18 protein-coding genes and 1 pseudogene are annotated in these 26,991 nt (G+C 66.0%); 10 read left to right on the top strand and 9 right to left on the bottom strand.

Going from position 1 to position 26,991, the window contains the following annotated elements:
* Positions 1-40 precede the first annotated feature (40 nt).
* Together ACIQ3B_RS10340 and putA are read right to left on the bottom strand one after the other, a co-directional pair.
* A complete protein-coding gene (locus ACIQ3B_RS10340; protein WP_397402228.1) occupies positions 41-1,897 on the bottom strand; it encodes a ribonucleoside-diphosphate reductase subunit alpha in 1,857 nt (618 codons plus the stop codon).
* A 225-nt stretch (positions 1,898-2,122) separates the two neighbouring features.
* Positions 2,123-5,218 carry a bifunctional proline dehydrogenase/L-glutamate gamma-semialdehyde dehydrogenase PutA gene (gene putA, locus ACIQ3B_RS10335; RefSeq protein WP_397402226.1) on the bottom strand — a complete coding sequence of 1,032 codons (3,096 nt, stop codon included), beginning with the start codon at positions 5,216-5,218 and terminating at the stop codon, positions 2,123-2,125.
* Between the two features lie 85 nt (positions 5,219-5,303).
* Here putA and ACIQ3B_RS10330 point away from each other — a divergent pair, with 85 nt between their 5' ends.
* A complete protein-coding gene (locus tag ACIQ3B_RS10330) occupies positions 5,304-5,792 on the top strand; it encodes an Lrp/AsnC ligand binding domain-containing protein (RefSeq protein ID WP_397402249.1) in 489 nt (162 codons plus the stop codon).
* A gap of 72 nt (positions 5,793-5,864) precedes the next feature.
* On the opposite strand, the gene ACIQ3B_RS10325 is transcribed toward ACIQ3B_RS10330, so the two are convergent.
* Both ACIQ3B_RS10325 and ACIQ3B_RS10320 read right to left on the bottom strand, forming a co-directional pair.
* Entirely contained in the window at positions 5,865-7,079 is a 1,215-nt protein-coding gene (locus tag ACIQ3B_RS10325) for an OmpA family protein (protein WP_397402224.1), read from the bottom strand.
* 290 nt (positions 7,080-7,369) lie between these two features.
* Positions 7,370-9,154 carry a cation:proton antiporter gene (locus ACIQ3B_RS10320; protein WP_397402222.1) on the bottom strand — a complete coding sequence of 595 codons (1,785 nt, stop codon included), beginning with the start codon at positions 9,152-9,154 and terminating at the stop codon, positions 7,370-7,372.
* Between the two features lie 62 nt (positions 9,155-9,216).
* Between ACIQ3B_RS10320 and ACIQ3B_RS10315 the strand changes: the two genes are divergently transcribed.
* Genes ACIQ3B_RS10315 through ACIQ3B_RS10295 form a run of 5 tightly spaced genes read left to right on the top strand, consistent with a single transcriptional unit; the run spans position 9,217 to position 14,434 of the window.
* Positions 9,217-9,630, top strand: coding sequence for a hypothetical protein (locus tag ACIQ3B_RS10315; RefSeq protein ID WP_397402221.1), 414 nt, complete (start codon positions 9,217-9,219; stop codon positions 9,628-9,630).
* Between the two features lie 60 nt (positions 9,631-9,690).
* On the top strand, positions 9,691-11,742 hold the full coding sequence (locus tag ACIQ3B_RS10310; protein WP_397402219.1) for a TonB-dependent receptor family protein: 2,052 nt from the start codon (positions 9,691-9,693) through the stop codon (positions 11,740-11,742).
* 11 nt (positions 11,743-11,753) lie between these two features.
* Complete coding sequence (locus tag ACIQ3B_RS10305; RefSeq protein WP_397402217.1) at positions 11,754-13,115, top strand: PepSY-associated TM helix domain-containing protein; 1,362 nt, start codon at positions 11,754-11,756, stop codon at positions 13,113-13,115.
* A gap of 18 nt (positions 13,116-13,133) precedes the next feature.
* On the top strand, positions 13,134-13,994 hold the full coding sequence (locus ACIQ3B_RS10300; protein ID WP_397402215.1) for a DJ-1/PfpI family protein: 861 nt from the start codon (positions 13,134-13,136) through the stop codon (positions 13,992-13,994).
* On the top strand, positions 13,991-14,434 hold the full coding sequence (locus ACIQ3B_RS10295; RefSeq protein ID WP_397402213.1) for a copper chaperone PCu(A)C: 444 nt from the start codon (positions 13,991-13,993) through the stop codon (positions 14,432-14,434). Before ACIQ3B_RS10300 ends, ACIQ3B_RS10295 begins: the two co-directional genes overlap by 4 nt.
* A gap of 311 nt (positions 14,435-14,745) precedes the next feature.
* Here the strand turns inward: ACIQ3B_RS10295 and hisG are convergent, their stop codons facing one another.
* The 3 genes from hisG to hisS are packed head-to-tail and all read right to left on the bottom strand — an operon-like array spanning position 14,746 to position 18,295.
* On the bottom strand, positions 14,746-15,702 hold the full coding sequence (gene hisG / locus ACIQ3B_RS10290; protein ID WP_397402211.1) for an ATP phosphoribosyltransferase: 957 nt from the start codon (positions 15,700-15,702) through the stop codon (positions 14,746-14,748).
* Positions 15,699-16,826, bottom strand: coding sequence for an ATP phosphoribosyltransferase regulatory subunit (locus ACIQ3B_RS10285; RefSeq protein ID WP_397402209.1), 1,128 nt, complete (start codon positions 16,824-16,826; stop codon positions 15,699-15,701). The genes hisG and ACIQ3B_RS10285 overlap by 4 nt, the downstream gene beginning before the upstream one ends.
* Positions 16,826-18,295: a histidine--tRNA ligase gene (hisS, locus tag ACIQ3B_RS10280; RefSeq protein ID WP_397402207.1), complete on the bottom strand. Its 1,470-nt coding sequence runs from the start codon at positions 18,293-18,295 to the stop codon at positions 16,826-16,828. The genes ACIQ3B_RS10285 and hisS overlap by 1 nt, the downstream gene beginning before the upstream one ends.
* A 400-nt stretch (positions 18,296-18,695) precedes the next feature.
* On the opposite strand from hisS, the gene ACIQ3B_RS10275 reads away from it, so the two are divergent.
* Both ACIQ3B_RS10275 and ACIQ3B_RS10270 read left to right on the top strand, forming a co-directional pair.
* Positions 18,696-19,670 (top strand): sodium-dependent bicarbonate transport family permease, encoded by a 975-nt coding sequence (locus ACIQ3B_RS10275; RefSeq protein WP_397402205.1) that lies wholly within the window; start codon positions 18,696-18,698, stop codon positions 19,668-19,670.
* Positions 19,671-19,724: 54 nt separating this feature from the next.
* On the top strand, positions 19,725-21,221 hold the full coding sequence (locus ACIQ3B_RS10270; protein WP_397402203.1) for a CoA-acylating methylmalonate-semialdehyde dehydrogenase: 1,497 nt from the start codon (positions 19,725-19,727) through the stop codon (positions 21,219-21,221).
* Between the two features lie 5 nt (positions 21,222-21,226).
* On the opposite strand, the gene ACIQ3B_RS10265 is transcribed toward ACIQ3B_RS10270, so the two are convergent.
* Positions 21,227-22,033 carry an N-acetylmuramoyl-L-alanine amidase gene (locus tag ACIQ3B_RS10265; RefSeq protein WP_397402201.1) on the bottom strand — a complete coding sequence of 269 codons (807 nt, stop codon included), beginning with the start codon at positions 22,031-22,033 and terminating at the stop codon, positions 21,227-21,229.
* 180 nt (positions 22,034-22,213) lie between these two features.
* Between ACIQ3B_RS10265 and zapE the strand changes: the two genes are divergently transcribed.
* Together zapE and ACIQ3B_RS10255 are read left to right on the top strand one after the other, a co-directional pair.
* A complete protein-coding gene (gene zapE, locus ACIQ3B_RS10260; protein WP_397402247.1) occupies positions 22,214-23,335 on the top strand; it encodes a cell division protein ZapE in 1,122 nt (373 codons plus the stop codon).
* Between the two features lie 153 nt (positions 23,336-23,488).
* Positions 23,489-26,566, top strand: coding sequence for a calcium-binding protein (locus ACIQ3B_RS10255; RefSeq protein WP_397402199.1), 3,078 nt, complete (start codon positions 23,489-23,491; stop codon positions 26,564-26,566).
* Positions 26,567-26,883: 317 nt separating this feature from the next.
* On the opposite strand, the pseudogene ACIQ3B_RS10250 reads toward ACIQ3B_RS10255, so the two are convergent.
* Positions 26,884-26,991 (bottom strand): annotated as a pseudogene (locus tag ACIQ3B_RS10250) (IS630 family transposase); the annotation flags it as partial.

The raw sequence follows: 26,991 nt of genomic DNA, 5'->3' as shown, positions 1-26,991 counted from the left end.
ACATCTTGTGAACAGCCTGGGGACGGATTGCGCCGCGCCATTACTGGCAGGCGAGGCACTCGTCGTAGTCGGTCTTGCCCTCGGCGTAGACGTGGGCCGCCAGGGCCTCGCCGCCGGCGTGGCTGGCGCGTTGCACCGACTTGGAGCGCAGGTAGTAGAGGCTCTTGCAGCCCCGCTCCCACGCCTGCCAGTGCAGCATGTGCAGGTCCCACTTGTCGACGTCGCCGGCCAGGAACAGGTTGACCGACTGGGACTGGCAGATGTCCGGGGTGCGGTCGGCCGACAGCTCGACGACCCAGCGCTGGTCGATCTCGAAGGCGGTCTTGTAGACGTCCTTGTCGTCCTGGCTGAGGAAGTCCAGGTGCTGGACCGAGCCTTCGTTCTGCAGGATGGAATCCCAGACAGCTGCGGTGTTCTGGTCGGCGGCGTCCAGCAGCCTTTCCAGGAAGGGGTTCTTCACCGCGAAGGTGCCCGACAGGGTCTTGTGGGTGTAGATGTTGGCCGGGATCGGCTCGATGCCGGCGCTGGTGCCGCCGCAGATGATCGAGATCGAGGCGGTGGGGGCGATGGCCAGCTTGTGGCTGAACCGCTCCATCACGCCGCGCTCGGCGGCGTCGGGGCACGGACCGCGCTCGGCGGCCAGGGTGCGCGAGGCCGCGTCGCACTGGCGGCGCAGGGTCTTGAAGAGGCGCATGTTCCACGACTTGGCCATGGCGCTTTCGAAGGGCACGCCCTGGCTCTGCAGGAACGAGTGGAAGCCCATCAGGCCCAGGCCCACCGAGCGTTCGCGCTTTGCGGCGTAGATGGCGTTCTTCATCTCGGGCGGCGCGCGGGTGATGAAGTCTTCCAGCACATTGTCGAGGAAGCGCATGACGTCCTCGATGAAGGTGGGGTGGTCGCGCCACTCCAGGAACGTCTCGGCGTTGACGCTGGACAGGCAGCAGACGGCGGTGCGTTCGACACCCAGGTGATCCTTGCCCGTGTGCAGCATGATTTCGGAGCACAGGTTGGACTGGCGGACCGACAGGCCCAGGTCCTGCTGATGCTTCGGCATCGAGCGGTTCACGGTGTCGGAGAAGATCAGGTAGGGCTCGCCGGTCTGCAGGCGGATCTCGAGGATCTTCTGCCAGAGCGAGCGGGCGTCGACCTCGCGGACGACCTCGTTGTTCTTCGGGCTGCGCAGGCCAAACATCTCGCCGTCGCGGACGGCTTCCATGAACTCGTCGCTGATCGAGATGCCGTGGTGCAGGTTGAGGGACTTGCGGTTGAAGTCGCCCGAGGGTTTGCGGATCTCGAGGAACTCCTCGATCTCCGGGTGGTGGATGTCGAGATAGACCGCCGCCGAGCCGCGCCGCAGCGAGCCCTGGCTGATGGCCAGCGTGAGTGAGTCCATCACCCGAATGAAGGGGATGATGCCGCTGGTCTGACCGGCGCCCTTGACCTTCTCGCCGATGGAACGGACGCCGCCCCAGTAGGTGCCGATGCCGCCGCCGTTGGAGGCCAGCGCCACGTTTTCATTCCAGACGCCCTGGATGCCTTCGAGGCTGTCCGGCACGGCGTTGAGGAAGCAGGAGATCGGCAGGCCGCGGTTCGCGCCGCCGTTCGACAGCACCGGCGTCGAAGGCATGAACCAGAGACGGGATATGTAGTCATAGATCCGCTGGGCGTGATCGGCGTCGTCGGCATAGGCCGTGGCGACTCGCGCAAACATGTCCTGATAGGACTCGCCCGGCAGCAGATAGCGGTCTTCCAGCGTGGTCTTGCCAAAGTCGGTCAGCAGCGCATCGCGGGCGCGGTCTACCTCGACCTTGCGGACCAATTGCAGCTGCGGCCGCTCCACGCGCGGCGCAACCCTTTCAGAAGTCTCGGCAATCCCAACTTGCGCGGCTTCACTCATACCTGTGTCCTGTGCCCTCTCGGGAAGCGTGACCGCTTCCTGCCCTACATCTTGTGGTTCAACCCCAGAACCAGTCCACATATGGGGCCATGTGTCCTAATGACTCGTCAATGAGGCGGCCGATCCGTCCCCAGTCTTTTTCGTTAACGAGAGATTAACACGTAGGGCTCGCCCCTCGGAGAGGCATGTCCTCCGGGGGCGGTCATCACAACAGTGTGATCGCGATCAGGCGTCCAGATTCAGCAATGCCGGATCACCCCCCTGGGCGGCGATATTGACGCTGAGCGCGCGCTCAACCGCATAGCGCAGGAGCGCATGCGGGCCGCCCGCCTTGGGGCCTGTGCCGGACAGACCCTCCCCGCCGAACGGCTGGACGCCGACCACCGCCCCGGTCATGGCGCGGTTCACATAGGCGTTGCCCGCCGGGACGGTGCGCTGTACCTCCCGGGCAAAGGCCTCAATGCGGCTGTGGATGCCCAGCGTCAGGCCATAGCCGGCGTCAACGAGGGGTCGCGCGGCCTCGGCCAGACGGGACGGATCGTAGCGCACGACGTGCAGGACCGGACCGAACACCTCCCTCTGCAGGAAGGCTGCATCCGGGATTTCGGCCAGGACCGGGGCAAAGAAACATCCCGCCGCAGGGGCGTCCAGCCGGCCCAGGACCTGAGCCTGTGCGGCCAGGCGCACGAGGTGCGCCTCCAGCGCGCCCCTGGCGTCGGCGTCGATCACCGGGCCGATATCTATGCGCGGATCGGCCGGATCCCCCACCACCAGGGTCTGCATCGCACCCTTGAGCCCCTCGATGATCAGGTTGGCGGTCTCGTGCGGCAGGAAAAGGATGCGCAGCGCCGAGCACCGTTGGCCGGCCGAGCCGAAGGCGGAGACCAGCACGTCGTCGATCACCTGTTCGCGCAATGCCGTGGTGTCCACGAACATGGCGTTGAGACCCCCGGTCTCGGCAATGAAGGGCACGATCGGGCCGGGCCGGGCGGCCAGCGCGCGATTGATCGCCCAGGCGGTCTCTGTGCCGCCGGTAAAGGCCACGCCATCGCAGCCGGAGTGGCTGACCAGCGCCTGACCTACCGACGCGCCGTCGCCGGGAGTCAGGTGCAACAGGCCCTCAGGCACGCCTGCCGCATGAAACAGCTTCACAGCCTCCGACGCGATGATCGGCGTCTGTTCAGCGGGCTTGGCCAGCACGCCGTTGCCGGCGGCCAGCGCTGCGGCGACCTGACCGGTGAAGATGGCCAGGGGAAAGTTCCAGGGACTGATGCAGGCGAACACGCCACGACCATGCAGGCTGAGCTGGTTGGTCTCGCCGACCGGCCCGCGCAGGACTTCCGGCTGGGCGAACTGGCGCTCGGCCAGCAGGGCGTAGTAGCGGCAGAAATCGACAGCTTCGCGCACCTCTGCGATGGCGTCGGAGAGCGTCTTGCCGGCCTCACGGACGCAGATGGCGATCAGACGGTCGCGCTCGGTTTCCAGGGCGTCGCCCATGGCCCGCAACACCCTTGCGCGCCCCTCACCGCCCCGGGCGTCCCAGGCGGGCTGTGCGGCGTGCGCGGCGGCGAACGCCTCATCGATCTGCGGCAGGGTCGCCGTCCAGACGCGGCCCAGCTCACGGGACAGATCGGCAGGCGATACGGCGCTCTGGCCCGGGCCGTCCTTCCCGAACCGCCCGGAGATGATCGGGCCGGCTTCAAGGGTCTCCTCGTCCAGGCGGCTAATAGCGGCGGCCATGGCGTCACGGGTCGCGGCGATCGAGAGATCCAGACCTTCCGCATTGCGCCGGCCGGGACCGTAGAGGTCCTTCGGCAGGGGAATACGCGGATGTGGGCCCGCGCCGGCCGCCTCCACCGCACCGATGGGGTCGACCACTACCTTTTCGACCGGGGTCTTTTCGTCGAGCAACGCGTGGACGAACGAGGTGTTGGCGCCATTCTCCAGCAGGCGCCGCACCAGATAGGGCAGCAGGTCCTCATGGCTGCCCACCGGCGCATAGACGCGGAGCGGAAAGTCGCCGTAACGCCCGCGGGCCGCGGCATACAGCGCCTCGCCCATGCCATGCAGGCGCTGGAACTCAGGGCTGAGCCCCCGCTGACTGGCCATCAGGCGCACGGCCGCCAGGGTATGGGCGTTGTGGGTTGCAAACTGGCCGTAGAGATGGGGCGCAGCGTCCAGCAATGCGCGGGCGCAGGCGAGGTAGGAGACATCTGTCGCCGCCTTGGTGGTGAAGACCGGATAGCCCGGCAGACCGGCCACCTGGGCCCGCTTGATCTCCGAATCCCAATAGGCGCCCTTGACCAGCCGGACCATCAACCTGCGACCGCTGGCCCGGGCGATGTCGGCGACAGCGGCCACCACTTCAGGCCCGCGCTTCTGGTAGGCCTGCACCGCCAGACCGAGCCCCCGCCAGGCGCCAAGCGCGGGCTCCCGCGCCAGGCGGTCCAGAAGATCGAGCGAGATCACCAGCCGGTCGGCCTCCTCGGCGTCGAGCGTCAGGTTGATGTCGCCGTCCGCGGCCATCACGGCCAGCCGGAGGATGCGCGGGTAGAGATCCGTCATCACCCGCCCGGCCTGTCGCGCCTCATAGCGCGGCGACAGGGCCGAGAGCTTGACGGAGACGCCGTGGCCGCGCTCGGGGCCCCGACCATTCGCCTGCCCCGCAACGGCCTCGATGGCCCCCGCATAGGCCGCCTCGTATCGATCCGCATCAGCGTCGGTCCTGGCGCCCTCCCCCAGCATGTCGAAGGAACAGACGAAGTCATCCGACGCCGCCCGGCGTCTGGCCTTCTCGATCGTTGAACCCAGGACGAATTGCTCGCCCATGATCCGTACCGCCGCGCCTACCGCCCGGCGAATCACCGGCTCGCCCATGCGACCGGCCAGTCGCCTGATGAACCCGGAAAGGTCATTGCGGGCCTGATCGTCGGGGTCGATCAGCCGGCCTGTCAGCATCAGACTCCAGGTGGACGCATTGACCAGCAGGGAGTCCGACTGGCCCGCATGGCTGGCCCAGTCGGCCGAGGCGATCTTTTCGGCGATCAGGCGGTCGCGGGTCTCTTCATCCGGCGTGCGCAACAGCGCCTCGGCCAGGCACATCAGCGCCAGACCCTCCCGGGTGGAGAGGCTGAACTCCTGCAGAAAGCTTTCGACCACGCCCTGACGGTTCGTCGCGCCGCGCGCCGCGCGAACCAGCGCCTCGGCCTCCAGTTGCACGGCCGCGCGGTCCTGCCGGCTGAGCGGTGCTGCGGCCAGCAGCGCCGCGACCGAGGTCCGCTCATCGGCGAACTTGCCATTGTCCAGGTGATTGAAGGTCATCGGCCATCTCCACAACACGCCGTATCCGGAGTAATGGAGATTTTCGGGAATGTGCTGCGGCATATTCCTCATAGTTTCGATGAATATGCGGCAGGAGTTGATTTTGGCGAATATTCTACGGCTGGACGATACGGATCGGCGCCTCCTCAGGGTGTTGCAGGCCGACGGGCGCATCAGCAATGCCGATCTGGCGGAGCGTTGTAGCCTGTCGCCGTCGGCCTGTTCGGAGCGCACGCGGCGACTGCGCGACAGCGGCTGCATCACCGGCTACGCGGCCCTGGTCGATCCGGCCATGGTGGAACGCGGCGTTCTGATCTTTGTGGAGGTCATGCTGGATCGCACGACGCCGGAAGTGTTCGAGACCTTCGCCCAGGCGGCCCGCAGAGCGCCGGACGTCCTGGAGTGCCACATGGTAGCCGGCGGGTTCGACTATCTCATCAAGGCACGTGTCCGCGACCTGGCCGCCTGGCGAACCTTCCTGGAGGACGTGCTGGTGCGAATCCCCGGCGTCCGCGAGACCCGAACCTATGCGGTGCTGGAAGAGGTCAAGTCGACCACCCAGTTACCCCTCTAGGGACAAAGCAAAGGGCCCGGCGTTTCCACCGGGCCCTGAACTTCATTTCGACGAACCCGTCGTCGATCGAGATCAGAAGTTGATGTCGATCGTCGAGCGGCGGTTCAGCGGTTCCTTCACGCCGTCGCCGGTGGCGACTGCGGGCATGGTCTCACCCTTCCAGTCCACCGAGAGGGCGGTCTGGTTCACACCGGCGCCGACCAGCGAGTCGGCAACGGCCTTGGCGCGGCGTTCCGACAGGCGGACGTTGTAGGCCAGGCCGCCGGAGGTGTCGGCGTGACCGACGACCACGACGCGGGTGGCGTTTCCGGCCTTGGAGTAGTTGGCCGCATCGTTGATCACCGCCTGGGCTTCGGGCGTGATCACGAACTGATCAAACGGGAAGTAGACGATGAACTGCCGGGCTTCGTACGCCGGCGCCGGAGGCGGCGGGGGCGGGGGAGGCGGGGGCGGGGGCGGGGGAGGAGGCGGCGGCGGGGGCGGGGGCGGCGGGGGCGGAGGCGGGGGGGGCGCCGCCGCGAACAGGTAGCGCAGACCCAGCGTCACCGACTGGTCGCGATACTCGCCGCTGAACCCGCCGGGCTGCAGGCCAGACGCACCGCTGCCGACGCTGGTGAAGTCCATGTCCGAGCCAGCGAGGTAGCGATAGGTCAGGTCCACGCGGAGTTGATCCGTCGCGTTCCAGGCGATGCCCGCGATGCCCTGATAGGCAAACGAGGTGTCCTTATCGTCGATTACCAGATTCTGGATCGCCGGGTTCGCCGCACTGATCGCGCCGGTGAGGTTCGAGAACTGGCCGGTGACATCAACCTTGGTGTGGTTGACGCCGATGCCGCCGCCGATGAAGGGGCTGAGGGCCGAGCCAGGGAGAATGTCGTAGATGACATTGCCCATCAGGGTCCACGAGGTCACATCACCATCAGGCGAGCCGCAAGCCGGCGCGCCGGTGGTGCGGACCACACCCGGGGCGCAGAGGCCGACGACAGCCTGGTTCGAGCCGCCACGGATCGAGTCAATGTCGCCGCCGCGGTAGCCGACTTCCAGTTCAATGCGCCAGTTGTCATCGAGCTGGTAACCCAGCCGGGCGAAGCCGGCCCAGTCGTCCTTCTGATTGATGTCCCAAGCGTACGGTGAACCGTTCGCGGCGTTGTTCGAAGACGTCACCTTGAATTCGGTGGGCCAGTGGTAGCCGAGATCAACGGCGCCATACCAGCCGTCTTGGGCCGCGGCGCCTGAGGCGACGCACGCCGCAGCCATTGCGGCTCCGGCCAGGAGTTTCAGTTTCATATTCAGAGCCCTCTTATTGCCCTTGTGTGCTGCGGCCTATTGACCCAGCTACGCTTATACCAAGATCGGTGAGTTTCTAAAGTGTCGTCGAAGCCACACTCGCTCCGCAATGTCGAGAGGCCAGAAGCCAGACCCTGCGAAACGACCGGACGCGTCGGTTTTCTCCGTGGATAGCGCTCTCCGCGTTGTGTCCCAACGAACCAATCACGGAGTTGGTTCCATTTGGCTGAACCGACGATGACATTTCCCGTGGCCGGGCAGATTCCAGGAGCGATTGATCGCCCGGACCCTCAAATCTGGCGGTCCTGCCGAAAACGTCGCGCCCTGCCTGCCGGCGATTCGGGTCGGTTCAGCGCCTTGCGGAATTCGTCGCGCCGTTCGTGGATCGAGGCGATGACAGGGCCCATGGGCACGCCGATCCCGACCAGAACCGCCTCTGACAGTTGCAGACTGGCTTCAACTGTCTCGGGAACCGCGTCGGTGGCGCCAAGCTCATAGAGGCGCTGGGCGTGACGGGCGTCCCGCGCACGCACAACGACGGTCAGGTCCGGGCGAAGTTCGCGCGCCACCGCCACAATCGCCTCCGCGCCCTCTGGGTCATCCATGGTGATCACCAGAGCGAGCGCATCCGCCAGGCCGCAACGCAACAGGAAGTCGGGACGGGCAGCGTCCCCGAAGTAGATCGCCTTGCCGGCGCGACGGCCCTGCTCCGCCGACTTCGGGTTCTGGTCGGCGGCGACCCAGGGCAGATCGTGGCGCTCCAGCATCTCGCCGACCAGCCGGCCAACGCGACCGTAGCCTACGACCAGGACCGAAGGCTTTGAGTCGGCAGTGACCGTGTCGGGATCCCGGGGCAGTTCCGCCGGCGCCACACGTCGCCCGCCGAGCTTCAGGCCCAGCTGGGCGAGGAAGGGGATGGCGAACATCGACAGCGTCGCCGCAACGAGAACCGTCTGGCCGGCGGTCTGCTCGACCAGCCCCTGGGCCATGGCCTGCCCGAGAATCACGAAGGCGAACTCCCCCGCTCCGGCCAGAAGCAGCGCTGCCTCGATGGCGCTGCGCGACTTGAGGCCGAAGGCGCGCGCCAGCAGGAAGACGACGGCCACGTTCAGGCATACGAGCGCGGCCGCTGACCCGAGAATGACAGCGGGTCGGTCCAGCAAGAGCGGGACGTTCAGGCTGATCCCGACCGATATGAAGAACAGTCCCAGCAGCAGGCCCTTGAACGGCTCAACCCGGGTTTGAACCTCGTGTCGAAACTCCGTTTCCGCTAGCAGCAGACCCGCGACAAATGCGCCAAGCGCCATGGACACCCCGGCGGCTGCGCTGATCAGGCCGGCCCCGATCACGACGAGCAGGCAGGCGGCGATGAACAGTTCCTCACTGCGCGCCTTGGCCACTGAACGCAGCATCGGCCGAAGCAGCACCCGTCCGAAAATGAACAGCACCGCCAGCCCAGCGATGGCCGGAAGCAGCGGCAGCAGCAGGGCCGGCGAGAACGGCTGATCGGACCGCTGCCCCATCAGGGTCAGGGTGATCAGGATCGGCGCGACGGCGAGGTCCTGGAACAGCAGGATTGAGAATGTGGCCCGACCCGCCATGGCATGGAGTCGTTTCTGCTCGGCCAGGATGGGCATAACAATGGCCGTCGAGGACAGCGCCAGCGCCGCACCGATGGCGATGGCGGCCATAGGCGGTTGACCGACGGCCAGCGCCAGCAGGGCGCTGGCGGAAAGGCAGAGCGCGACCTGCAGGGCGCCCAGCCCGAATACATAACGACGCAAGCTCCGCAGCCGCTCCCACGACAGTTCAAGACCGATAGAGAACAGCAGAAAGACCACGCCGAGTTCTGCGAGCTGGGAGAGCTCCTGGGGCTTCTCGATGGTCAGCAGGCCAAGCCACTGGATCTCGCCCGCAAGACTGCCCAGGCCATAGGGGCCCAGAACCACGCCCGCGCCCAGGAACCCCAGTATGGGGCTGATCTTCCAGCGCTGGAACAGGGGTACGACTACGCCCGCCGTCGCCAGGAACAGCACAACGTCCTTGTAGGCGCCTGTCTCGATCTCTCCGGCCATGGCGTCTCCAACCCACCCAAGGGCCCACCATCGCACAGGCCCGCGCCTTGCGGAATTCAGCGATGTCGATAGAAGTTGGCTTTGTGAACCTGCCAACCGCTCAACCGTTGCAAGCGCGCGCCGAACGCAGGGCCGTGGTCGCCCTGCTCACGGCATTCGCCCTGCTGGTCCAGGCTCTGATCCCCACCCTGGCTTCGGCCGCGCCAATGTCGCCGAGCGAGATGACGCTCTGCACCCTGGACGGCGTGCAATCCGCTCCGGGCGGTCCGATCCCCGATCCGTCCTCGACAGATCATAGTTGCCAACACGGCCTTTGCCCCGCGATCACCACGACGCCGCCGCCGGTCATCAGCCTGCGCCGCGTTGTCTATGCGCTGGTTGAAGCACCGGTTGCGGACACGCCGCGCGGTTTCCGACCCCAGGCCCGCGCGCCGCCCCGTCCACCCGGACAAGGCCCACCACTCTCTCACGCCTGATCGACATCGCCGGCGCGCACTCCTGCGCGCCTGTCCTTCCGTGTGTTGAGAGACCTTTTCATGAATACGCCTCTTCGCGCGCTGCTGTTCGCAGCCGCCGCCCTGCCCGCGCTTGCGCCGGCGACCCTGTCTGCCGCCGAAACACCGACAACCGTCGATACGGTGATCGTCACCGGCGCCCGCAATCCCGAAGACCCCCCGGTTGTTGGCGACGCGCGCAAACGCCTTTCCGAAACCCCTGGCGCCGTGTCGGTGATCTCAGCGGAATCCTACGAGAAGCGCTTCGCCATCGCACTCGACGACATGCTGCGCGACGCGCCCGGGGTCTACGCCCAGCGCAAGTGGGGCGGCGATATCCGTATCTCGATCCGCGGTTCGGGCATCGGCAACGCCAACCACAATCGGGGCCTGCTGATCGCCCAGGACGGCCTGCCCCTCAACGAGGCCGACGGCTTCGGCGACAGCCAGTCCATCGACCCGCTGATCGCCCGCTTCACCGAGGTCTATCGTGGCGGCAATGCGCTCCGTTTCGGCGGCGCCCTGTTGGGGGGCGCCATCAACGTTGTCACCCCCACCGGCCGAAACGCAGGTTTCGAGAACCGGGTGCGTATTGATGGCGGCAGCTATGGCCTTCTGCGCGAACATGTCGCTTTGGCCCGCCAGTCCGGCGACTGGGACGTCTTCGCCGCCGCCACCAACCAGACTGGCCAGGGTTACCGCCCCCAGAGCCAGCAGAACCTGCAGTTCGGCGCTCTGAACGTCGGCCGGAGCTTCGGGGATGACCGGGCGGTCCGGCTCATCATCAACGGCTGGAACATCAACCAGGAGATTCCGGGATCGCTGACCCTGGCGCAATTCAACGCCAATCCGCGACAGCCAGCGCCGGGAAACTACGCCAATGACAATGGCCGCCATCAGCGGGGTGTCAGGACCTCGCTGCGCACCACCTGGCGGCTGAACGACAACACCGTCCTTGAGGCCGGCGGCTATGCCGTATGGAAGGACCTGGACCATCCGATCTTCCAGGTGATCGACCAGCAGAGCCGCAACTACGCCGCCTTCGCAAGGCTGGACTGGGAAGGCGAGATCGGGGGACTGCGCGCCGACGCCTATGCCGGGCTCTGGGTCCGCACGGGCGACCTGGACTCCAACTTCTATGTCAATGCGAAGGGCGCGCGCGGCGCACCGACCTCGCGCACCCTGCAGAACGCCGATGCGACCGACGTCTTCGCCGAGGGCCGACTGTTTGTGACGCCGCATCTCGCGCTTGTGGCCGGTGGCTCCTGGGGCCAGGCGAAACGCGACTACCAGAGTTTCGCCATTCCCGGGGTCGCGGCGACCTTCAACCTGAAGGCCGGGAAAGACTACGACTGGGTCGCGCCGCGTCTGGGCCTGCTCTGGGAAGCGGAAGACGGCGCACAGGCTTTCGCCAATGTGACCCGGTCGGTGGAACCACCAAATCTGGGCTCTCTATCGCCCACCAATGCCGGTTTCGCGCCCGTGCAGGCGCAGGAGGCCTGGACAGCCGAAACCGGCTTCCGGGGTCGTCGCGGTCCCTTTCTGCTCGACGTCACAGTCTACCGGGCCTGGCTGAGCAAGGAGCTTCTGCAGTTCACCGTGGGGCCGAACATTCCGGCTTCGACCTTCAACGCCGACAAGACCGTGCACCAGGGCATCGAGGCGGCGCTGGACTGGACGATTGGAAAGGGTCTGCGTCTGCGGCAGACCTATACGCTCTCGGATTTCAGGTTCGATGGCGACGCGCAGTATGGTGACAACCGCCTGCCGATCGTGCCCAGACACTTCTACCGGGCCGAGCTGCGCTATGACCATCCGGCGGGCTGGTTCGTGGCGCCCTCGCTGGAATGGTCGGCCTCAAAGATCCAGGTGGACTACAGCAACCTCACCCAGGCGCCCGCCTATGCCGTCCTCAATCTGAACGCCGGCTATTCGGTCAATGACCGGATCTCGCTGTTCATCGACATCCGGAACCTGGCGGACAAGGACTACATCTCCAACATCCAGGCCCAGATCCGGGCGACAGCCGCCAGCGCCGCCTATTGGCCGGGTGATGGGCGTTCGGTGTTTGGCGGCCTGGCCGTGGCGTTTTGAGCAGGGAGGCCATGGTGACCACGCGAGAGACACATGTTCCCGCCGATGCCGACGTCGCCGGACAAGTCTATCGAGCCTTCTGGCGCTGGCACTTCTATGCGGGGCTGTTGATCCTGCCGATCCTGATGCTGATGGCTCTGACCGGGGCACTCTATCTGTTCAGGGGGGAGATCGAAGGGGTCGTCTACAGATCGCTTCAGGTGGTCGACATCCGACCGACGGCGACATCACCCTCCCAATGGGTATCGGCAGCGGAACGCGGGCTGGGCGGCAAGGTCATCCAGTTCACGCCGCCCTCCGAACCGGGACGCTCGGTCCGCCTGGTGGTGGATGCCGGAAGAATGAAGCAGACGGCCTATGTGGATCCCCACGACGCCCGATTCCTTGGGGCGACCCCGGATGGCGGCGTAATGAGCACTGTCAAGCGGCTGCACAGCCTTGAGATCGCTGGGCCGCAAGCCAATCTGCTGGTCGAGGTGGTCGCGGGCTGGGCGATTGTCATGGTCTTCACGGGTGTATTCCTTTGGTGGCCGCGCGGCCAGGCAGGCGGCGTTGTGACGGTGCGCGCAGGCCCCGCGCGGCGGGTGTTCTGGCGCGACCTGCATGCAGTGACCGGCCTCTTCGCGTCGGCCGTGATTGTCTTCCTGGCGGCGACCGGCATGCCCTGGTCGGCGGTCTGGGGAAAACAGGTGCGCGCCATCACGACCGAGGCCGGGCTGGGACGGCCCGCCGCGCCAGGTGGCGAGGTTGGGGGTCAGCACACCACTCACAGCCCGGTCGCGGCGAGGTCTGACGCCATGCCCTGGGCGCTGCAACACACCGGGATGCACACAGGCCAGATGGCGGGCGTCACCTCCGTCGGCTCCGTGGTTGCCAGTGTTGAGGCTGCTGGTCTAGGTCGCCCCTATGTGGTGTCAATTCCCCAATCAGCAGGCAAGGCCTGGACTGCGTCGTATGCGCCTGACCAGGTAGAGGACAGTCGTACGCTCTATATCGATGGCGCTACCGGCAAGGTGATCGGAGACCTCGGCTGGCGCGAGTATGGCCCTGCTGCCAAGGCTATCGAGTGGGGGATTTCCGTTCACCAGGGCCAGCAGTACGGCTGGGTCAATCGATACCTGATGCTGGCAGGCTGCGTTTCAATCTGGCTGCTGGGGGTCTCGGCGATCACGATGTGGTGGAAGCGACGGCCAGAAGGACGCCTGGGGGCCCCTTCGCGTCCCGCAGATCGCCGCGCCTACCTTGGCCTCGCCATCGTCGTTCTCCCGCTGGGCCTGATCTTTCCGCTGGTCGGCGCATCTCTGGTCGCCGTGCTGCTTTTCGATCTTGTTTTCCAACGCTTCACCCGGGCCCTGCGCCCGACCGCAACCTGAATCCCAAGGAGATCACTCATGACCTATGATCGTAGAAGCCTGATGCAGGGCCTGGCCGGACTGTCGGCGCTGGCGCCTTTCCTGTCGCTTGAGCGCGCCATGGCGGCTGTGGCGCCGCCGAGCGTCGAGGAGGCGATGATGCGCGCCGCCGAGGCGCACGGCGCCCTGATGGCCGTGCCGGGCATGCGGATGCATGCCGGTGAAACCGTCAGCATGCTGCTCTATCCAGGCTTCACCGCCATGGATCTGGTCGGTCCGCACTACTTCTTCGCCAGTATGATGGGCGCGAAGGTGGAACTGGTCACCAACCAGTCGACCCTGGATCCGGTGAAGAGCGACCTGGGGCTTGCGATCGCGCCGACTGCCCGTCTGAATGACGCCTTCGAGACCCCCACCATACTGTTTGCGCCGGGCGGCGGGGCCGGAACGGTCGCCGCCATGGATGATCCGGCGACCATCGACTACCTGCGCGACCGGGGGAGCCGGGCCACATACGTCACCAGCGTCTGTACAGGCTCGTTGCTGCTAGGCATGGCCGGACTGTTGAAGGGGCGCAAGGCCACCTCGCACTGGGCCGGTCGCAGTGTCCTGCCCGAGTTTGGCGCGACACCGGTTGACGCCCGGGTGGTCACGGACGGTAACGTCATTACCGGCGCCGGCGTGTCTGCAGGCCTCGACTTCGGTCTGGCGATGGTCGAGAAACTGAGGGGACGCCCCTATGCCCAGGCCCTGATGCTGCAGGCCGAGTACTCGCCGGAGCCGCCGTTCAGGGGCGGTACGCCAGCGACGACCGACCCGGCGATTGCAAAGGCTATGGCCGGCATGATGGGTCCGGTCGAGGCACGAGCACGCGCCGTGGCGCGAAAGGTGAAGACATGAAGGCTTTTCTTCCGGTGATGGCGGCGGCGCTTTCCGTAGCAACTGCGGCCTATGCGACGCCCGGTGTCGAGGCGGCCTGGAGCCGCCCCGCGGCCCAGGGCGCGACAGGCGTGGGGTTCATGACACTGGTCAATACCGGCGTGAAAGCGGACGCCCTTGTGGCGGTCGATTCACCGGCCGCCCGGCAAGTGCAGATCCACCAGTCCAGTGTGAGCGGGGGCGTGGCCAGTATGCGGATGGTGGCATCTGTGCCCGTTTCGCCGCGCGGCCGTGTGGCGTTCGCGCCGGGAGGGTATCACCTGATGTTCCTGGGGCTTACCCGGGCTCAGAAGGTGGGAGATCGCCTACCGGCGACCCTGGTCTTTGCCAGCGGCGCCAGGATCCAGACCACATTTCTCGTGGGCGTTTCCGCGCCGACCACCCCGCATGCTGGCCACTGAGCCGACGCGGGCGATCCAAAAGATTTTTTGACCGAAACGTCAGAAATGTTTGAGCGGGATATGGCTTTGGTCTGAAAAAGAATCGGCCCGCAGCGGGGGATAGACGCTGCGGGCCGCCTTGAGCAGTCGCTCTTTAACGAGCGGGCGTTTCCTCCCCGAAACGCCGGAAACTTCGGAACTTGCGTCCTCATGTTTCTCGCTTGATTACAAAACGGCAATTTTCTACCCGAGTCAACGCCATCAGGGCCTCGCCCGGGCAAGGATCGATCATATTTTCGCGATCTGCGGTGAAATCTACGCCGTTTTTTGACTTAGGAGTCAAAAAGACGCGACTTCAGATCGTCGTATGACGAGCACGCAACATCAAAAACGAAGTCTGGTTTGGCGGCTGTCACGGGCCCAAGCCCGGCCGCTGTCAGCGCCAGCGACGAATCCGGAATCCGGGAGACCTCGACAAGCAGCCCGTTCGGACGGTGCGTTGCACCGGCGGCGACCAGCGTCTCCACGACCTCACGTTCGGCCTCGTCACCGCGCGCGGGCCAGGTCAGGGTGGCGCTGCGCAGGGCCGTGGCCCGGGCCTCGACGATGCGGAGCAGCCGCTCGCAGGCCGAAAGCGCTGTGTCATCCCATGTCGCGCTCAGCGAGGCGACCAGCTGGGCCTGACTCCTGAGGATCACGCCATCCGCCAGAACCTTCAGGCCATTGGCGACCAGAGTTGCGCCTGTCGTGGTGATGTCCACGACGAGCTCTGCCGATCCTGCGGCCGGAGCGCCCTCCGTGGCGCCGTTGGACTCGGTGATCCGGTAGTCCGCGATTCCGTGCCGTGCGAAGAACGCCCGCGTCTGGATGAGGTACTTGGTGGCCACCCGCATGCGGCGCCCGTTGCGCGCCAGATAGTCGTGCGCAACCTCGTCCAGATCACCCATGGTATCGACGTCGAGCCAGCTCTTTGGCGCCGCGACCACCAGGTCTGCCCGGCCAATACCGAGCGCCCTCAGCAACAGAACCCGCGCGTCGATGTCATCCCCCCGTTCGCGCAGCAGGTCCTCGCCGGTGATCCCGAGATGGACCTCGCCAGCGTCCAGCGCCTCGGCGATATCGGCGGCCGACAACAGGCGCACCTGGACGTCCGGCACACCCCTGAGGCTGGCCAGATAGCCACGAGCGCCGCCCGACAAGTCCAGCTTCAGGCCGCTATCCGCCAGCCAGGCTTCCACCTGTTCCTTCAGGCGGCCCTTGGAGGGGATCGCCAGCACCAGACCACTCATGCCTCGCCTCCTGCCCAGGCGCGCCAGGGCCGGACCATGCACCCCACAGCGTGAAGGTCGCCTCGCCCGCCCAACCTTGCCAACAGACTGTCGTAGCGGCCGCCGACCGCGACCGGCAGGTCGGGGCCAAGGGCCGCGCTTCGGACCTCAATGGTGATGCCGTCATAGTAGTCGAACGCATGCCCAAGGGATGGGGTGAAGCGCATGCACCCGGGCGGAATGACTGTCTCGAGCAACGCCAGTCGTTTGCCCCAGAGCGCCAGCGCGGCGTCCAGCGCCGGAGCTCTTGAGCCGGCCAGTGTCCTGACCTGTGCAAAGGCGGCCGTCGACGTATCGTTAATGGCCATGAACGCGCGGATGGATTCGGCCTGGACCTCGGTCAACGCCAGTGCGCTCGCCGCCTCGGACTTGCGAACCAGGCGACTGGCGATCTCGGCGGGGCCGCGGCCGCCGACCGGCTCTACGCCAGCGAGCGCCCACACTTCCTCAAGCAGGGCGGCGGCCTCGGGTTCCGACAGTCCTGACAGGAGGCCGGCCAGACGCCCCCCCGCATCGACCGCAGTCTGGCCTGCCCGCGCAAGCTCCGCCGCCAGCAGGCGCGGGCGTCCCGCAACCCGCTTCAGACGACGCGCGAGGGCCTCCGAAAGTTCCAGCGAGTCTATGAAAGCCGCGAATAGGGCCACGTCTCCGAGCCAGAGAGACAGGTCCTGACGCCCCCCGGCGCTCGCCGCGGCCCAGGCCAGACCGGCGACCTCGGCATCCGCTTCGGCGGTGGGCTGATCCGCCGAGAAGACTTCCAGGCCAGTCTGTACGAATTCTTCCGGCCGAGACGAACCGCTCGAGGCGCGATAGGCCGGCCCCTGATAGACATAGCGCCCGTCGGCCAGTCCCCGCTCCAGGTGTTGACGGGCGATGGCCACCGTGAAGTCGGGCCGCAGACAGGATTCTGCGCCGCCCTCGGACTGAACCACGAACAGGCGGGCGTGCATCGCCTCCCCGGCGAGATCGAGCAAAAGGTTCAGCGGCTGCAGCAACGGGGCATCAATGCGCTGGCCGCCGGCGGCCTCGAACGGCGCAAGAACCCGGCTGAGCACGTCGCCGGGCACGGATGGTTCGACGCGCATCAACGAGGCTCCAGGATTCGCCGCAGAACCGCGACAAGCTCTGCACGGGGCACGGTCTGCTGGCCGGGACGCTGTTCACGCCAGGCGGCATTGTCGGTCACGCCGGAGGCCAGCGCCCGGCCGAGGTCGAGATCCTTGACCGTCACGGTCCCGGCGGCGAGTTCGTCGTCGCCGACGATGATCGCCGCGGGCGAGAGCCGGCGATCCGCATACTTCATCTGGGGGCGCATTCCGGAGGTTCCGAGATAGACCTCGGCGGCGATGCCGGCCGCGCGGACCTCCTGGGCCACTGCGAAGTAGTCCGCCATCCGGCTCTGGTCGAAGGCGATCACCACCACCGGGCCACGTTGAGCGACGGCGAGATCCTGGCCCGCTGCCTTCAAGGCCGAGGCCAGCCGGGACACGCCGAAGGAGAAGCCGGTGGCCGGCGTTCGCTCGCCGGTGAACCGCGCCACCAGGTCATCGTAGCGCCCGCCGCCGCCGATGGAGCCGAACCGCATCGGCTGGCCCTTGTCATCCATCGTCGAGAGCAGGAGTTCGGCCTCGAACACCGCGCCGGTGTAGTATTCCAGCCCCCGCACAACCGACGGGTCAAACAGGGCGCGATCGGGGCCCACACCCAGGCTGCCCAACGCCGCATCGATGGCAGCCAGTTCGGCCAGGCCCTCGTCGCCCTCTGCGGAGCCGCCGACCACGTCAGCCAGCTTCGCCAGCGTCTCGGACCGTCCGCCGACGCCCGCCGCTGTGAAGGCCAGCACCCGCTCGGCCGCGGCCGCATTCAGGCCAGCGCCTTGGGTGAAATCACCGGACTCATCCTTCCGGCCCTCGCCCAGCAGGAGCCGGACACCATCGGGACCAAGCCGGTCCAGCTTGTCGACGGCGCGGAGCACGGCCAGCTTCTGGCCATCGGTCTCGACGCCCGCTGCCGTCATCAAGCCGTTCAGCAGCTTGCGATTATTGATCTTGATAACCGCGGCCCCGGTCGGTAGCCCGGCTGCCTCCAGGCCAGCCACGGCCATGGCGATGATTTCAGCGTCGGCTTCCGGGCGGGCCGAACCGACGGTGTCGGCGTCGCACTGCCAGAATTCCCGGAACCGGCCCGGCCCCGGCTTCTCGTTGCGCCAGACCGGCCCGAAGGCGTAGCGGCGGAACGGCTTGGGCAGCGTCTCCCAGGTCTGGGCGGCGAAGCGGGCCAGCGGCGCGGTCAGGTCGTAGCGCAGCGCCATCCACTGCTCGTCGTCATCCTGCAGCGCGAAGACCCCCTCATTGGGTCTGTCGGCGTCGGGCAGGAATTTTCCCAGGGCATCGGCATACTCAAAGGCGCCGGTCTCCAGAACTTCAAAGCCCCACAGTTCATAGACCCCGCTTACAGCCGCCAAGATGGCGCGTTCGGCGGCAACATCGCGTCCGCGACGATCGTTGAACCCGCGAGGGCTGCGAGCTTCAGGGCGTGGCGCATCTTCGGTCATGGCCGCGCGCTTAGCGGCTTGGGGGGAAAGGCTCAAGGCGGGAAGGTCGTCCATAGGTCGTCTCTCTAGGAAAAGGAGGGCGACGGACGGGGCGTTTCAGTCGGCAAGCCCCGTCCGCAACGGCGGGGCTCGGATCGGAGTTTCGCTTAGACCACGGCGCTCCGGCCCGATCCCGCGAGGGTCGGATGATGGGAGGGTCGATGATGGAGCGCGGACCGCGTCATGATGGCGAGGTGCTTACACGCCTTGTGTTACGAAGTCACTCACCACCGCGAGCCGGACAGTCGCGTTGATCGACGTGATCATTTTCATTGCAAATCATCCATAGCGGAATTCGCAATTTCCCGGATCATGGTCGGCTTCGTAGAGACGCCACCCATCTTTCCGGGGGGGAGTCGACATGGACATTCTGACGCTGGCCACCGGCAACCTGCTGCAGCCCGCCGTGCTGTTCTTCGTGCTGGGCATTCTGGCCGGATTTGCGAAGTCAGATCTGGCCATTCCCGAGGGCGTGGTGAAAACCATGGCGCTCTATCTGATGCTCTGCATCGGATTCCGGGGCGGAGTAGAGGCGGCTCATGCCGGGTTCTCCTCGGGGTTCCTGGCCAGCGCCATCGTGGCCGTCATGCTCAGCATGGGCATTCCCGTCATCGCGTTCGGGCTGCTTAATGGATTTCGCCGGCTGGATCGGGGAACCCGGGCAGCGACAGCGGCGCACTATGGATCGGTGTCAGCTGTCACCTTCGTCGCCGCCAGCGAGTATCTGAAGGTCGAGGGCATAGCCTTCGCCGGCTACATGGCCGCCATTGTCGCACTGATGGAAACCCCCGCGATCGTGACCGGCTTGATCCTGGCAGGCCGCAGTGGCGGCGAAACAAAGAAGGGGCCGAATTGGGAAGTGATCCGCGAGGTGCTGCTGAATGGCACTGTCGTGCTGCTGCTGGGTGCATTCGTGATCGGGGCGATGACCGGCGACAAGGGACTTGAGCGCATCGACGTGTTCGTCAACCCGCTGTTCCAGGGGGTCCTGTGCCTGTTCCTGCTGGAGATGGGGCTGGTGGCGGCGCGTCGTCTCTTGGACACCAACAGCCTGTCGCCGGCGCTGGTCGGGTTCGGAATCGTCATGCCGCTGATCTCGATGCTCATCGCGCTGGGCCTGTGCGCGCTGTTCGGTGTTCCGCCGGAGAACCGGGGCCTGATGGCGATCCTGGCCGCCAGCGCCTCCTATATCGCGGTCCCCGCCGCCATGAGCATTGCGCTGCCCAAGGCCGACGCCGGGGTCTATCTGCCCCTGTCGTTGGGGGTTACCTTCCCGTTCAACATCATCGTGGGTATTCCACTCTATCTCTGGGTGTCGCAACAACTGGGCGGATGAGCCCGACGCAACGTCACCCTAGGCTCGCCACCCTCACCGCCTTAAGACTTCGCCATGCGCGAGATCACTCACTTCATCGACGGCGCCGCCGTTACCGGAACTTCAGGCCGCTTCGGCGACGTGTTCAACCCCAATACCGGCGAGGTGCAGGCCCGGGTTCAACTGGCGACGGCGGCAGAGGTCGACAGGGCGGTGCGGTCCGCACTCACCGCCCAGCGCGATTGGGCCCAGGTCAACCCGCAGCGCCGCGCCCGTGTGATGTTCGAGTTCAAGCGGCTGATCGAGCGCGATATGGACGCGCTGGCCGAGCTGCTATCATCCGAGCACGGCAAGGTGATCGCCGACAGCAAGGGTGACATCCAGCGCGGTCTTGAAGTCATCGAGTTCGCCTGCGGCATCCCTCACCTGCTGAAGGGCGAATACACCGAGGGCGCGGGTCCCGGCATCGACATCTATTCCATGCGCCAGCCCCTCGGCGTGGCGGCCGGGATCACCCCGTTCAACTTCCCGGGCATGATCCCGATGTGGATGTTCGGCATCGCGATCGCCACCGGGAACAGCTTCATCCTGAAGCCGTCGGAGAAGGATCCCAGTGTTCCGGTGAAACTGGCCGAGCTGATGATGGAAGCCGGCGCGCCCGCCGGGGTTCTGAATGTGGTCCACGGCGACAAGGTGGCGGTCGACGCCATTCTCGATCATCCGGATATCCGGGCCGTCAGCTTTGTCGGCTCATCCGATATAGCTCACTACGTCTACAGCCGCGGCACGGCGGCAGGGAAGCGCGTCCAGGCCATGGGCGGCGCCAAGAACCACGGCGTGATCCTGCCTGACGCCGATCTTGACCAGGCCGTGAAGGACATCATCGGCGCGGCCTATGGTTCAGCCGGCGAGCGTTGCATGGCTTTGCCGGTCGTCGTGCCCGTCGGCAAGGTGACGGCCGATGCCGTGCGCGAGCGGGTTCTGGGCGAACTTGAAACCCTCAAGGTGGGGATATCCACCGACCCCGCCGCCCAGTACGGACCGGTGGTCAGTCAGGCGCACAAGCAGAAGATCAGCGACTACATCCAGATGGGCGTCGACGAGGGCGCCGAGCTGGTGGTCGATGGGCGTGGCTTCTCACTGCAGGGCTATGAGCAGGGCTTCTTCATCGGGCCCAGCCTGTTCGACCAGGTGAAGCCGACCATGCGGAGCTATCAGGAAGAGATCTTCGGGCCGGTTCTCCAGATCGCCCGGGTGGAGAGCTTCGAGGAGGCGCTGCATCTGCCGTCATCCCACCAGTATGGAAACGGCGTCGCCATCTTCACCCGCAACGGCCGGGCGGCGCGCGAGTTCGCCCAGCAGGTGAACGTCGGCATGGTCGGCATCAATGTGCCGATCCCGGTGCCGGTGGCCTACCATACCTTCGGGGGCTGGAAGCGTTCGGCGTTCGGCGATGTGAACCAACATGGGCTGGAGGGCGTTCGCTTCTACACCAAGGTCAAGACCGTCACCGCCCGCTGGCCGGAAGGCGCGGTCGAGGACTCCGCCTTCGTCATTCCGACCATGAAGTAGAGGCGTCAGGCCAGGAACTGGTCCGACACCCAGGCCACCACCTCGCCGCCGCCCTCGATCACCCCTCGAACCTGCGCCCAGGGTCCGGGTGAGTCGTAGACGACCTCGACCAGCGATCCGCCTGTGAACACCCCCAGCTTGTCGAACTCGAGGCCCGGGCCGCCGCGCGCATTGAGCCGCGAGGCGATCACCTTTCGGGTCAGCAGCGGGGCATCGCCGCGCCCGCCCACCAGCGAGGTGAACCGGCCCATCGGGAAGGCCGGGCCGGGGTCTGACTTGCGCAAGGGTGCGATATCGTCGTGGCCGACGATCTCGGTGATGGTGGGATAGGCCGCCAGGATCAACCGGGTCACCTCGACCAGCGCCTTCATCTGGGTCTCGCCATAGACCTCCCAGAGGGCTGGCTTGCTTTCGTTCCTGTGAGTCAGTTCCACCGCCTGGCCCGGATCGACGATCTTTCCGGTGGCGCTGCGCACCTGGCCGTCGGCCGTCCGCATCAGCCGGCCCCAGTTGTCGATCTCGATGCCGATGGAATAGTCGTTGCAGTTGGACCGCCCGCGCCAGACCGACTTGCCGGCGTGCCAGGCCTTGAGGTTGAACGGCACGACCTGGCGGATATCGCCGTCGCGCCCGACCACGATGTGGGCCGAGGCGTTGGCGGCCGGCGAGGCGAAGTAGTCGGCCACCCCCTTCGCGCCCGCGCCGCTGACCGTGTAATGCATGACCAGCAGGGTGGGGCCTTCGAGCGGCCCGCCGTGGTTCGGCGAGGGCTTGCGCCAGCCCGGCTGAAGCTTGTGATCGGTGATCTTCACAGGGTTTCTCCCGAAAACATTTGTGACAAATGCGGGGTATATCGGCGTGTAGTTCGCTATGTAGCTCGACCCGTCGATACGCTCCAGGGTTGCAAAATATGCCGGGATCGCGTGAGCGCCAAAATTTTTCGTCCTGGTATTGATTGCGGGCTGGCCGAAGGGTCGCTAGGCCGGGCGACGATGGCCTCCGCCCTGCAGACTGCTTACGATCAGCGCCTCCGTGACGGAGCGATCCGGGCCGATCCGGGCCAGGCCGCCGCGCTGGCGCCCCTGGTGCGGCTTGAGGGTGAACTGGCGGACGCGGACGCCGGACCCGGCCTGAAGCGCCTGTTCGTCAAACCCCGGAGCCACCGCGGCGTCTACCTGGTCGGGCCTGTCGGGCGGGGCAAGTCCATGCTGATGGACCTGTTTTATGAGACCGTGCCCATCGCCCGGAAACGCCGCACCCACTTTCACGTCTTCATGGGCGAGATCCACCGGCTGATCGACGCCTGGCGCAAGGGCGATGCCGGCGCCCGCAAGGCCCGGTTCGGACAACACAAGGGCGACGATCCCATCGTCCCCGTCGCCGAGGTGGTGGCGGCTGAGGCGCGGCTGCTGTGCTTTGACGAGTTCCAGGTCACCGACATCGCCGACGCCATGATCCTGGGGCGGCTGTTCACGGCCCTGTTCGAGCGCGGCGTGACCCTGGTGGCCACATCAAACCGCCTGCCGGACCAGCTCTATCTGAACGGCATCAACCGCCAGCTGTTCCTGCCCTTCATCGACCTGCTGAAGAGCAAGGCCGAGGTGGTGGTCATCGCCGGGCCGCACGACTATCGGCTGGATCGGCTGCGCGCTGCGGGGACCTGGTTCTCTCCCGCTGACGCCGGTCACACAGAGGCCTTCGACGGGCTGTGGCGCGACATGCTGGGCCACGAGGACGAGGACGGCGAGACCCTGGAGGTGCTGGGCCGCAAGCTCCACTTCCCGCACGCCGCCGGCGGATTGCTCCGGGCCAGTTTCGCCAGCCTCTGTTCGGTGGCGCTGGGGCCCAACGACTATGTGGCGCTCGCCGAACGGTTTCACACGGTGTTTCTGGAGGGTTTGCCGACCCTGACGCCGCAGCGGCGGGAGGAGGCGCGCCGCCTGGTGGTGCTGATCGACGCCCTCTACGAAGCCCGGACCCACCTGATCGTGCTGGCCGACGCCGAACCCGTGGCGCTCTATCCGGCCGGCGATGGATCGTTCGAGTTTGAACGTACGGCATCCCGGCTGCAGGAGATGCGGTCGGCAGGTTGGCTGGAGGCGCGGCAGGGATAGTCCTGCGCTGTTGCCATCGATTGTCACAATGGCACTGCAATAACCCGCCGGATCAACCAAACCGGTGATTTGACGGGTGGGATAACTCAAGGTAGTTTTTGAGGGCCGTGTGCGACCTCAGGAAGCCTGCGGGCGGGAAGGGTATCTGGTGCCATGGCCACGTTTGCGGGATCCCCAGGCAACGACATCTTTAACGGTAGCGCCGAAAACGACACCGCCACCGGCGGCGGCGGAAATGACAGTCTCAGCGGGGGTGATGGCGGCGATCGTCTGATCGGTGGCGCTGGCGCGGATCGGCTGGACGGCGGGGCCGGGGATGACTTTGTCTACAGCGGCGATCTGCCGCCTGAATTCAACCTGCCATATTACAACAATCGCTATGTTCTGCCGCAGCTTGATACCGGCGTTGACGTCGACACCCTGCGGGGCGGAGACGGTTCGGATCGCCTTTTTGTGGGCTACGGAGACCATGTCGATGGCGGCGCGGACGGCGCCTTTGGAGACTATCTCTACATCAGCTTCCTGGGTGCGCCGACGGGTGTGACCGCCGACTTCGGGCTCATGACCCAGACGATCGGCGGCGGCGTCATCACCGACGTCGAGAACATCAGCTTTGTCCAGGGCAGTCGGTTCGGGGACAACATCAACGCACAGGCGCGGGGCGGCGGCTATTCCGAATTCACGGCCGTGTCGGGCATGGACGGCAACGATACGCTGACCGCCGGATATTACACCGGCTCCCTGTTTGGCGACGCGGGCGACGACGTTCTCGATGGGCGGCTGAGCCAGTTTCTCTCCGTGATCGAGGGCGGCGCGGGTGACGACACGCTGTACACGAACAGCAACACCTTCGCTGCGGCCACCGGTGGCGATGGCAACGATACGATCTATGCCCACGGGCTTACTCGGGGCGGCGCCGGCAATGACGTCATCGTCATGCAGTCGACCTATAATGGCTCAACGGTCTTCGGTGACGACGGCAACGACCAGATCACCGCAGCGGACAGCGGGAACCTCATCGTCGGCGGCGCGGGCGCCGACACCCTGACTGGCGGAGCCGGTCTGGATGCCCTTTATTCAGGCGACTATGCCGGAGGGCCGGCCGATGATCTCGGGCTTGAGCGGGACCGGCTAGTCGGCGGGGCCGGCAATGACACGCTGGGGATCGGCTATGGCGATGACGCCGACGGCGGAGGCGGCACGGACATGTTGCGGCTGTCGCTGGGGGGACTTGCAGGCGGCATTGACTTCGATACTGCGGGTCTAGTCTCGGGCGCGCCCTTCAATCTCGGCGGCGGCGTGATCCAGAATGTGGAGACCCTGCTCTACCTGCGCGGAACCGAATTCGCGGACACCCTTCGACTACGAACCCAGGCGACCCTGCTCTCCGTCGACGCCGGTGCGGGCAACGATACGATTATCTCTGAGGCAAGCTCGGTCTCGGTTCTCGGCGGGGCCGGTGACGACCGCTTCAAAGGCGGCGCCGCGGGCGATACGTTCGACGGGGGTAACGGTAACGACACGGTGGATTACACCAACGAGACGGCGGGAATCACTGTCGACCTCTTACGGGGCTCCGGACCCGTTGGCGATGTTTTGAGAAGCGTCGAGGTCGTCATCGGATCGGCTTTCAACGACACGCTCAGCGGAAACACTATCGGGTCGACGCTATTTGGCGGCGCCGGCGACGACCGGATCGAAGTGGGCGCAAAGGATCTGGCCTCCCTGGGACCGGGAGCGGATCGGCTTTACGTGACGCCTGGAACGTACGCCTCCCTCACCGCGTCCAATGTGGTCACGGTGAGTGACTGGAACGTCGCCGACCGGCTTCAGTTCGGCACATCGACCGGCGCATACATCGAGATTTCGGCGAACGACTACATCGGAGCCGTGCTGGCCTCGAACCTTCAAGCCGCAGCCGGCTACAACTTTGTGGCCGTGCAGGTGGGGGCTGACGTTTACGTCTTCGGTCAGCCGGGCGTGCAACGGCTGCAGTTCGAAGACACGGTGCGTCTGGTGGGGGTTAACCTCGACAGTGTGTCCGCAGGCAATGTCGGCTTGCCCGGTCCGCTTCAACCGCCAGCCCCCGCGCCGCCGCCGCCGACACCAATGCCTCCAACGCCGTCACCGCCTGCGCCATCCCCTCCGGCAGCGGGCGTCCCTGTTCAGCCGACGCTCCCCGCCGCGCCCGTGGAGTTCTACACCGGCTCCGGCGGCGCCATAGTCGGAAACATGGACCAGGCGCGACTTTCCTGGGTTCTGGACGCGGTGGTTAACGACGGCTCAAGCAGTTTTGTCGTCGCCAGTCTTGGCGACATCAGTTTGCGGCTGGATGGGTTCAACTTCGCCACCGACGCAGCCGGAAATCTGATCGGTGGCATCGCCAATAAAATTGCCTACGCCTATGGCGCACCCCATGGCGGCCCGTTCACGCTCAGCCTTACGATCCCCCAGCTTCCGTTGACGACCTTGGCGGTCTGGGCCGCCGGGGATAACATTTCGTCGTTTTTCAATGCAGTCCTCGCCGGCAATGACGCCATTGGCGGCGGCCCCGGGGTCGACCTGCTCCGCGGCCTTGGCGGCAATGACCTGCTCTATGGCGCAGGCGGATCCGACACCCTCTGGGGCGGGACCGGCAACGATATCCTGTACGCTGCGGCGCCGCCCGGCGTTCCGTTCGGCTCCGCGGGATCAACCTATCTGCGCGGCGAAGAGGGCGATGACTATCTCATCGGCGCGGCAGGCTTTGACGATATCAACGGCAACCAGGGGAACGACACGGTCTCCGGCGGGGCGGGCGACGACTATGCGGTGGGCGGCAAGGACAATGATCTGCTGTTCGGCGACGCAGGCGCCGACGTCGTCTGGGGCAACCTGGGCAATGACACCTGCGTTGGCGGCGACGGCGCCGATCAGGTCCGGGGCGGCCAGGGCAACGACGTCATTTTCGGAGGCGCGGGCAATGATTTCATGTCAGGCGACCGTGGCGACGACACCGTCGTCGGCGGGTCTGGCGCTGACATCTTCCACGGTTCGCAGGATGCCGGCATCGACCGGGTGATCGATTTCAGCCTGGCCGAGGGGGATCGTGTGCAGCTCGATCCCGGTACGACCTACAACTTAGCCCAGATCGGCGCTGACACCGTAATCAACATGGGTGGCGGCCACCAGATGATCCTCGTTGGTATCCAGCTAAGCACTCTGCCTGGCGGCTGGATCTACGGCGCATAGGGCAAGGGCGCGAAACTGGGGAGATGTACGACTTTTGCCTCACCGGTCGACCAGGCTGCACCACCACAAGGTGGCGCTCAAAATCGGCGATGAATTGGCGTACGTGTCCTCACTTTACCGCTCGGCGGGGTGGCTGGAGGCGCGGTAGTCGGGGGCGCGGGGATGAGTCTGGCGTTGTTGTTCGGTTTTCAAGGGCGAATGAAACGTTCCGAGTGGTGGCTGACCCGGTTGATCATGGTCGTGATCGTCTTTGTGGGGATCTTTTTCATCAATTCCGGTCTGGTCTGGAGAAGCCTGGCGGCTAGAGCATCGTGCGTTTAATGTGACGTATATCCGGCGGCCTTGAAGAAATTCCAGCATTCATCGGGATCGTAGAGGTCGCAGATGCTGCCGACGGCTTGCCAGAGGGCATCGAAGGTTCGGGC

The organism is Phenylobacterium sp. (assembly GCF_044358365.1).
GTDB lineage: Bacteria > Pseudomonadota > Alphaproteobacteria > Caulobacterales > Caulobacteraceae > Phenylobacterium.
Note: the sequence above shows the minus strand (reverse complement) of the source record. Positions and strands in the feature narration are given on the sequence as shown.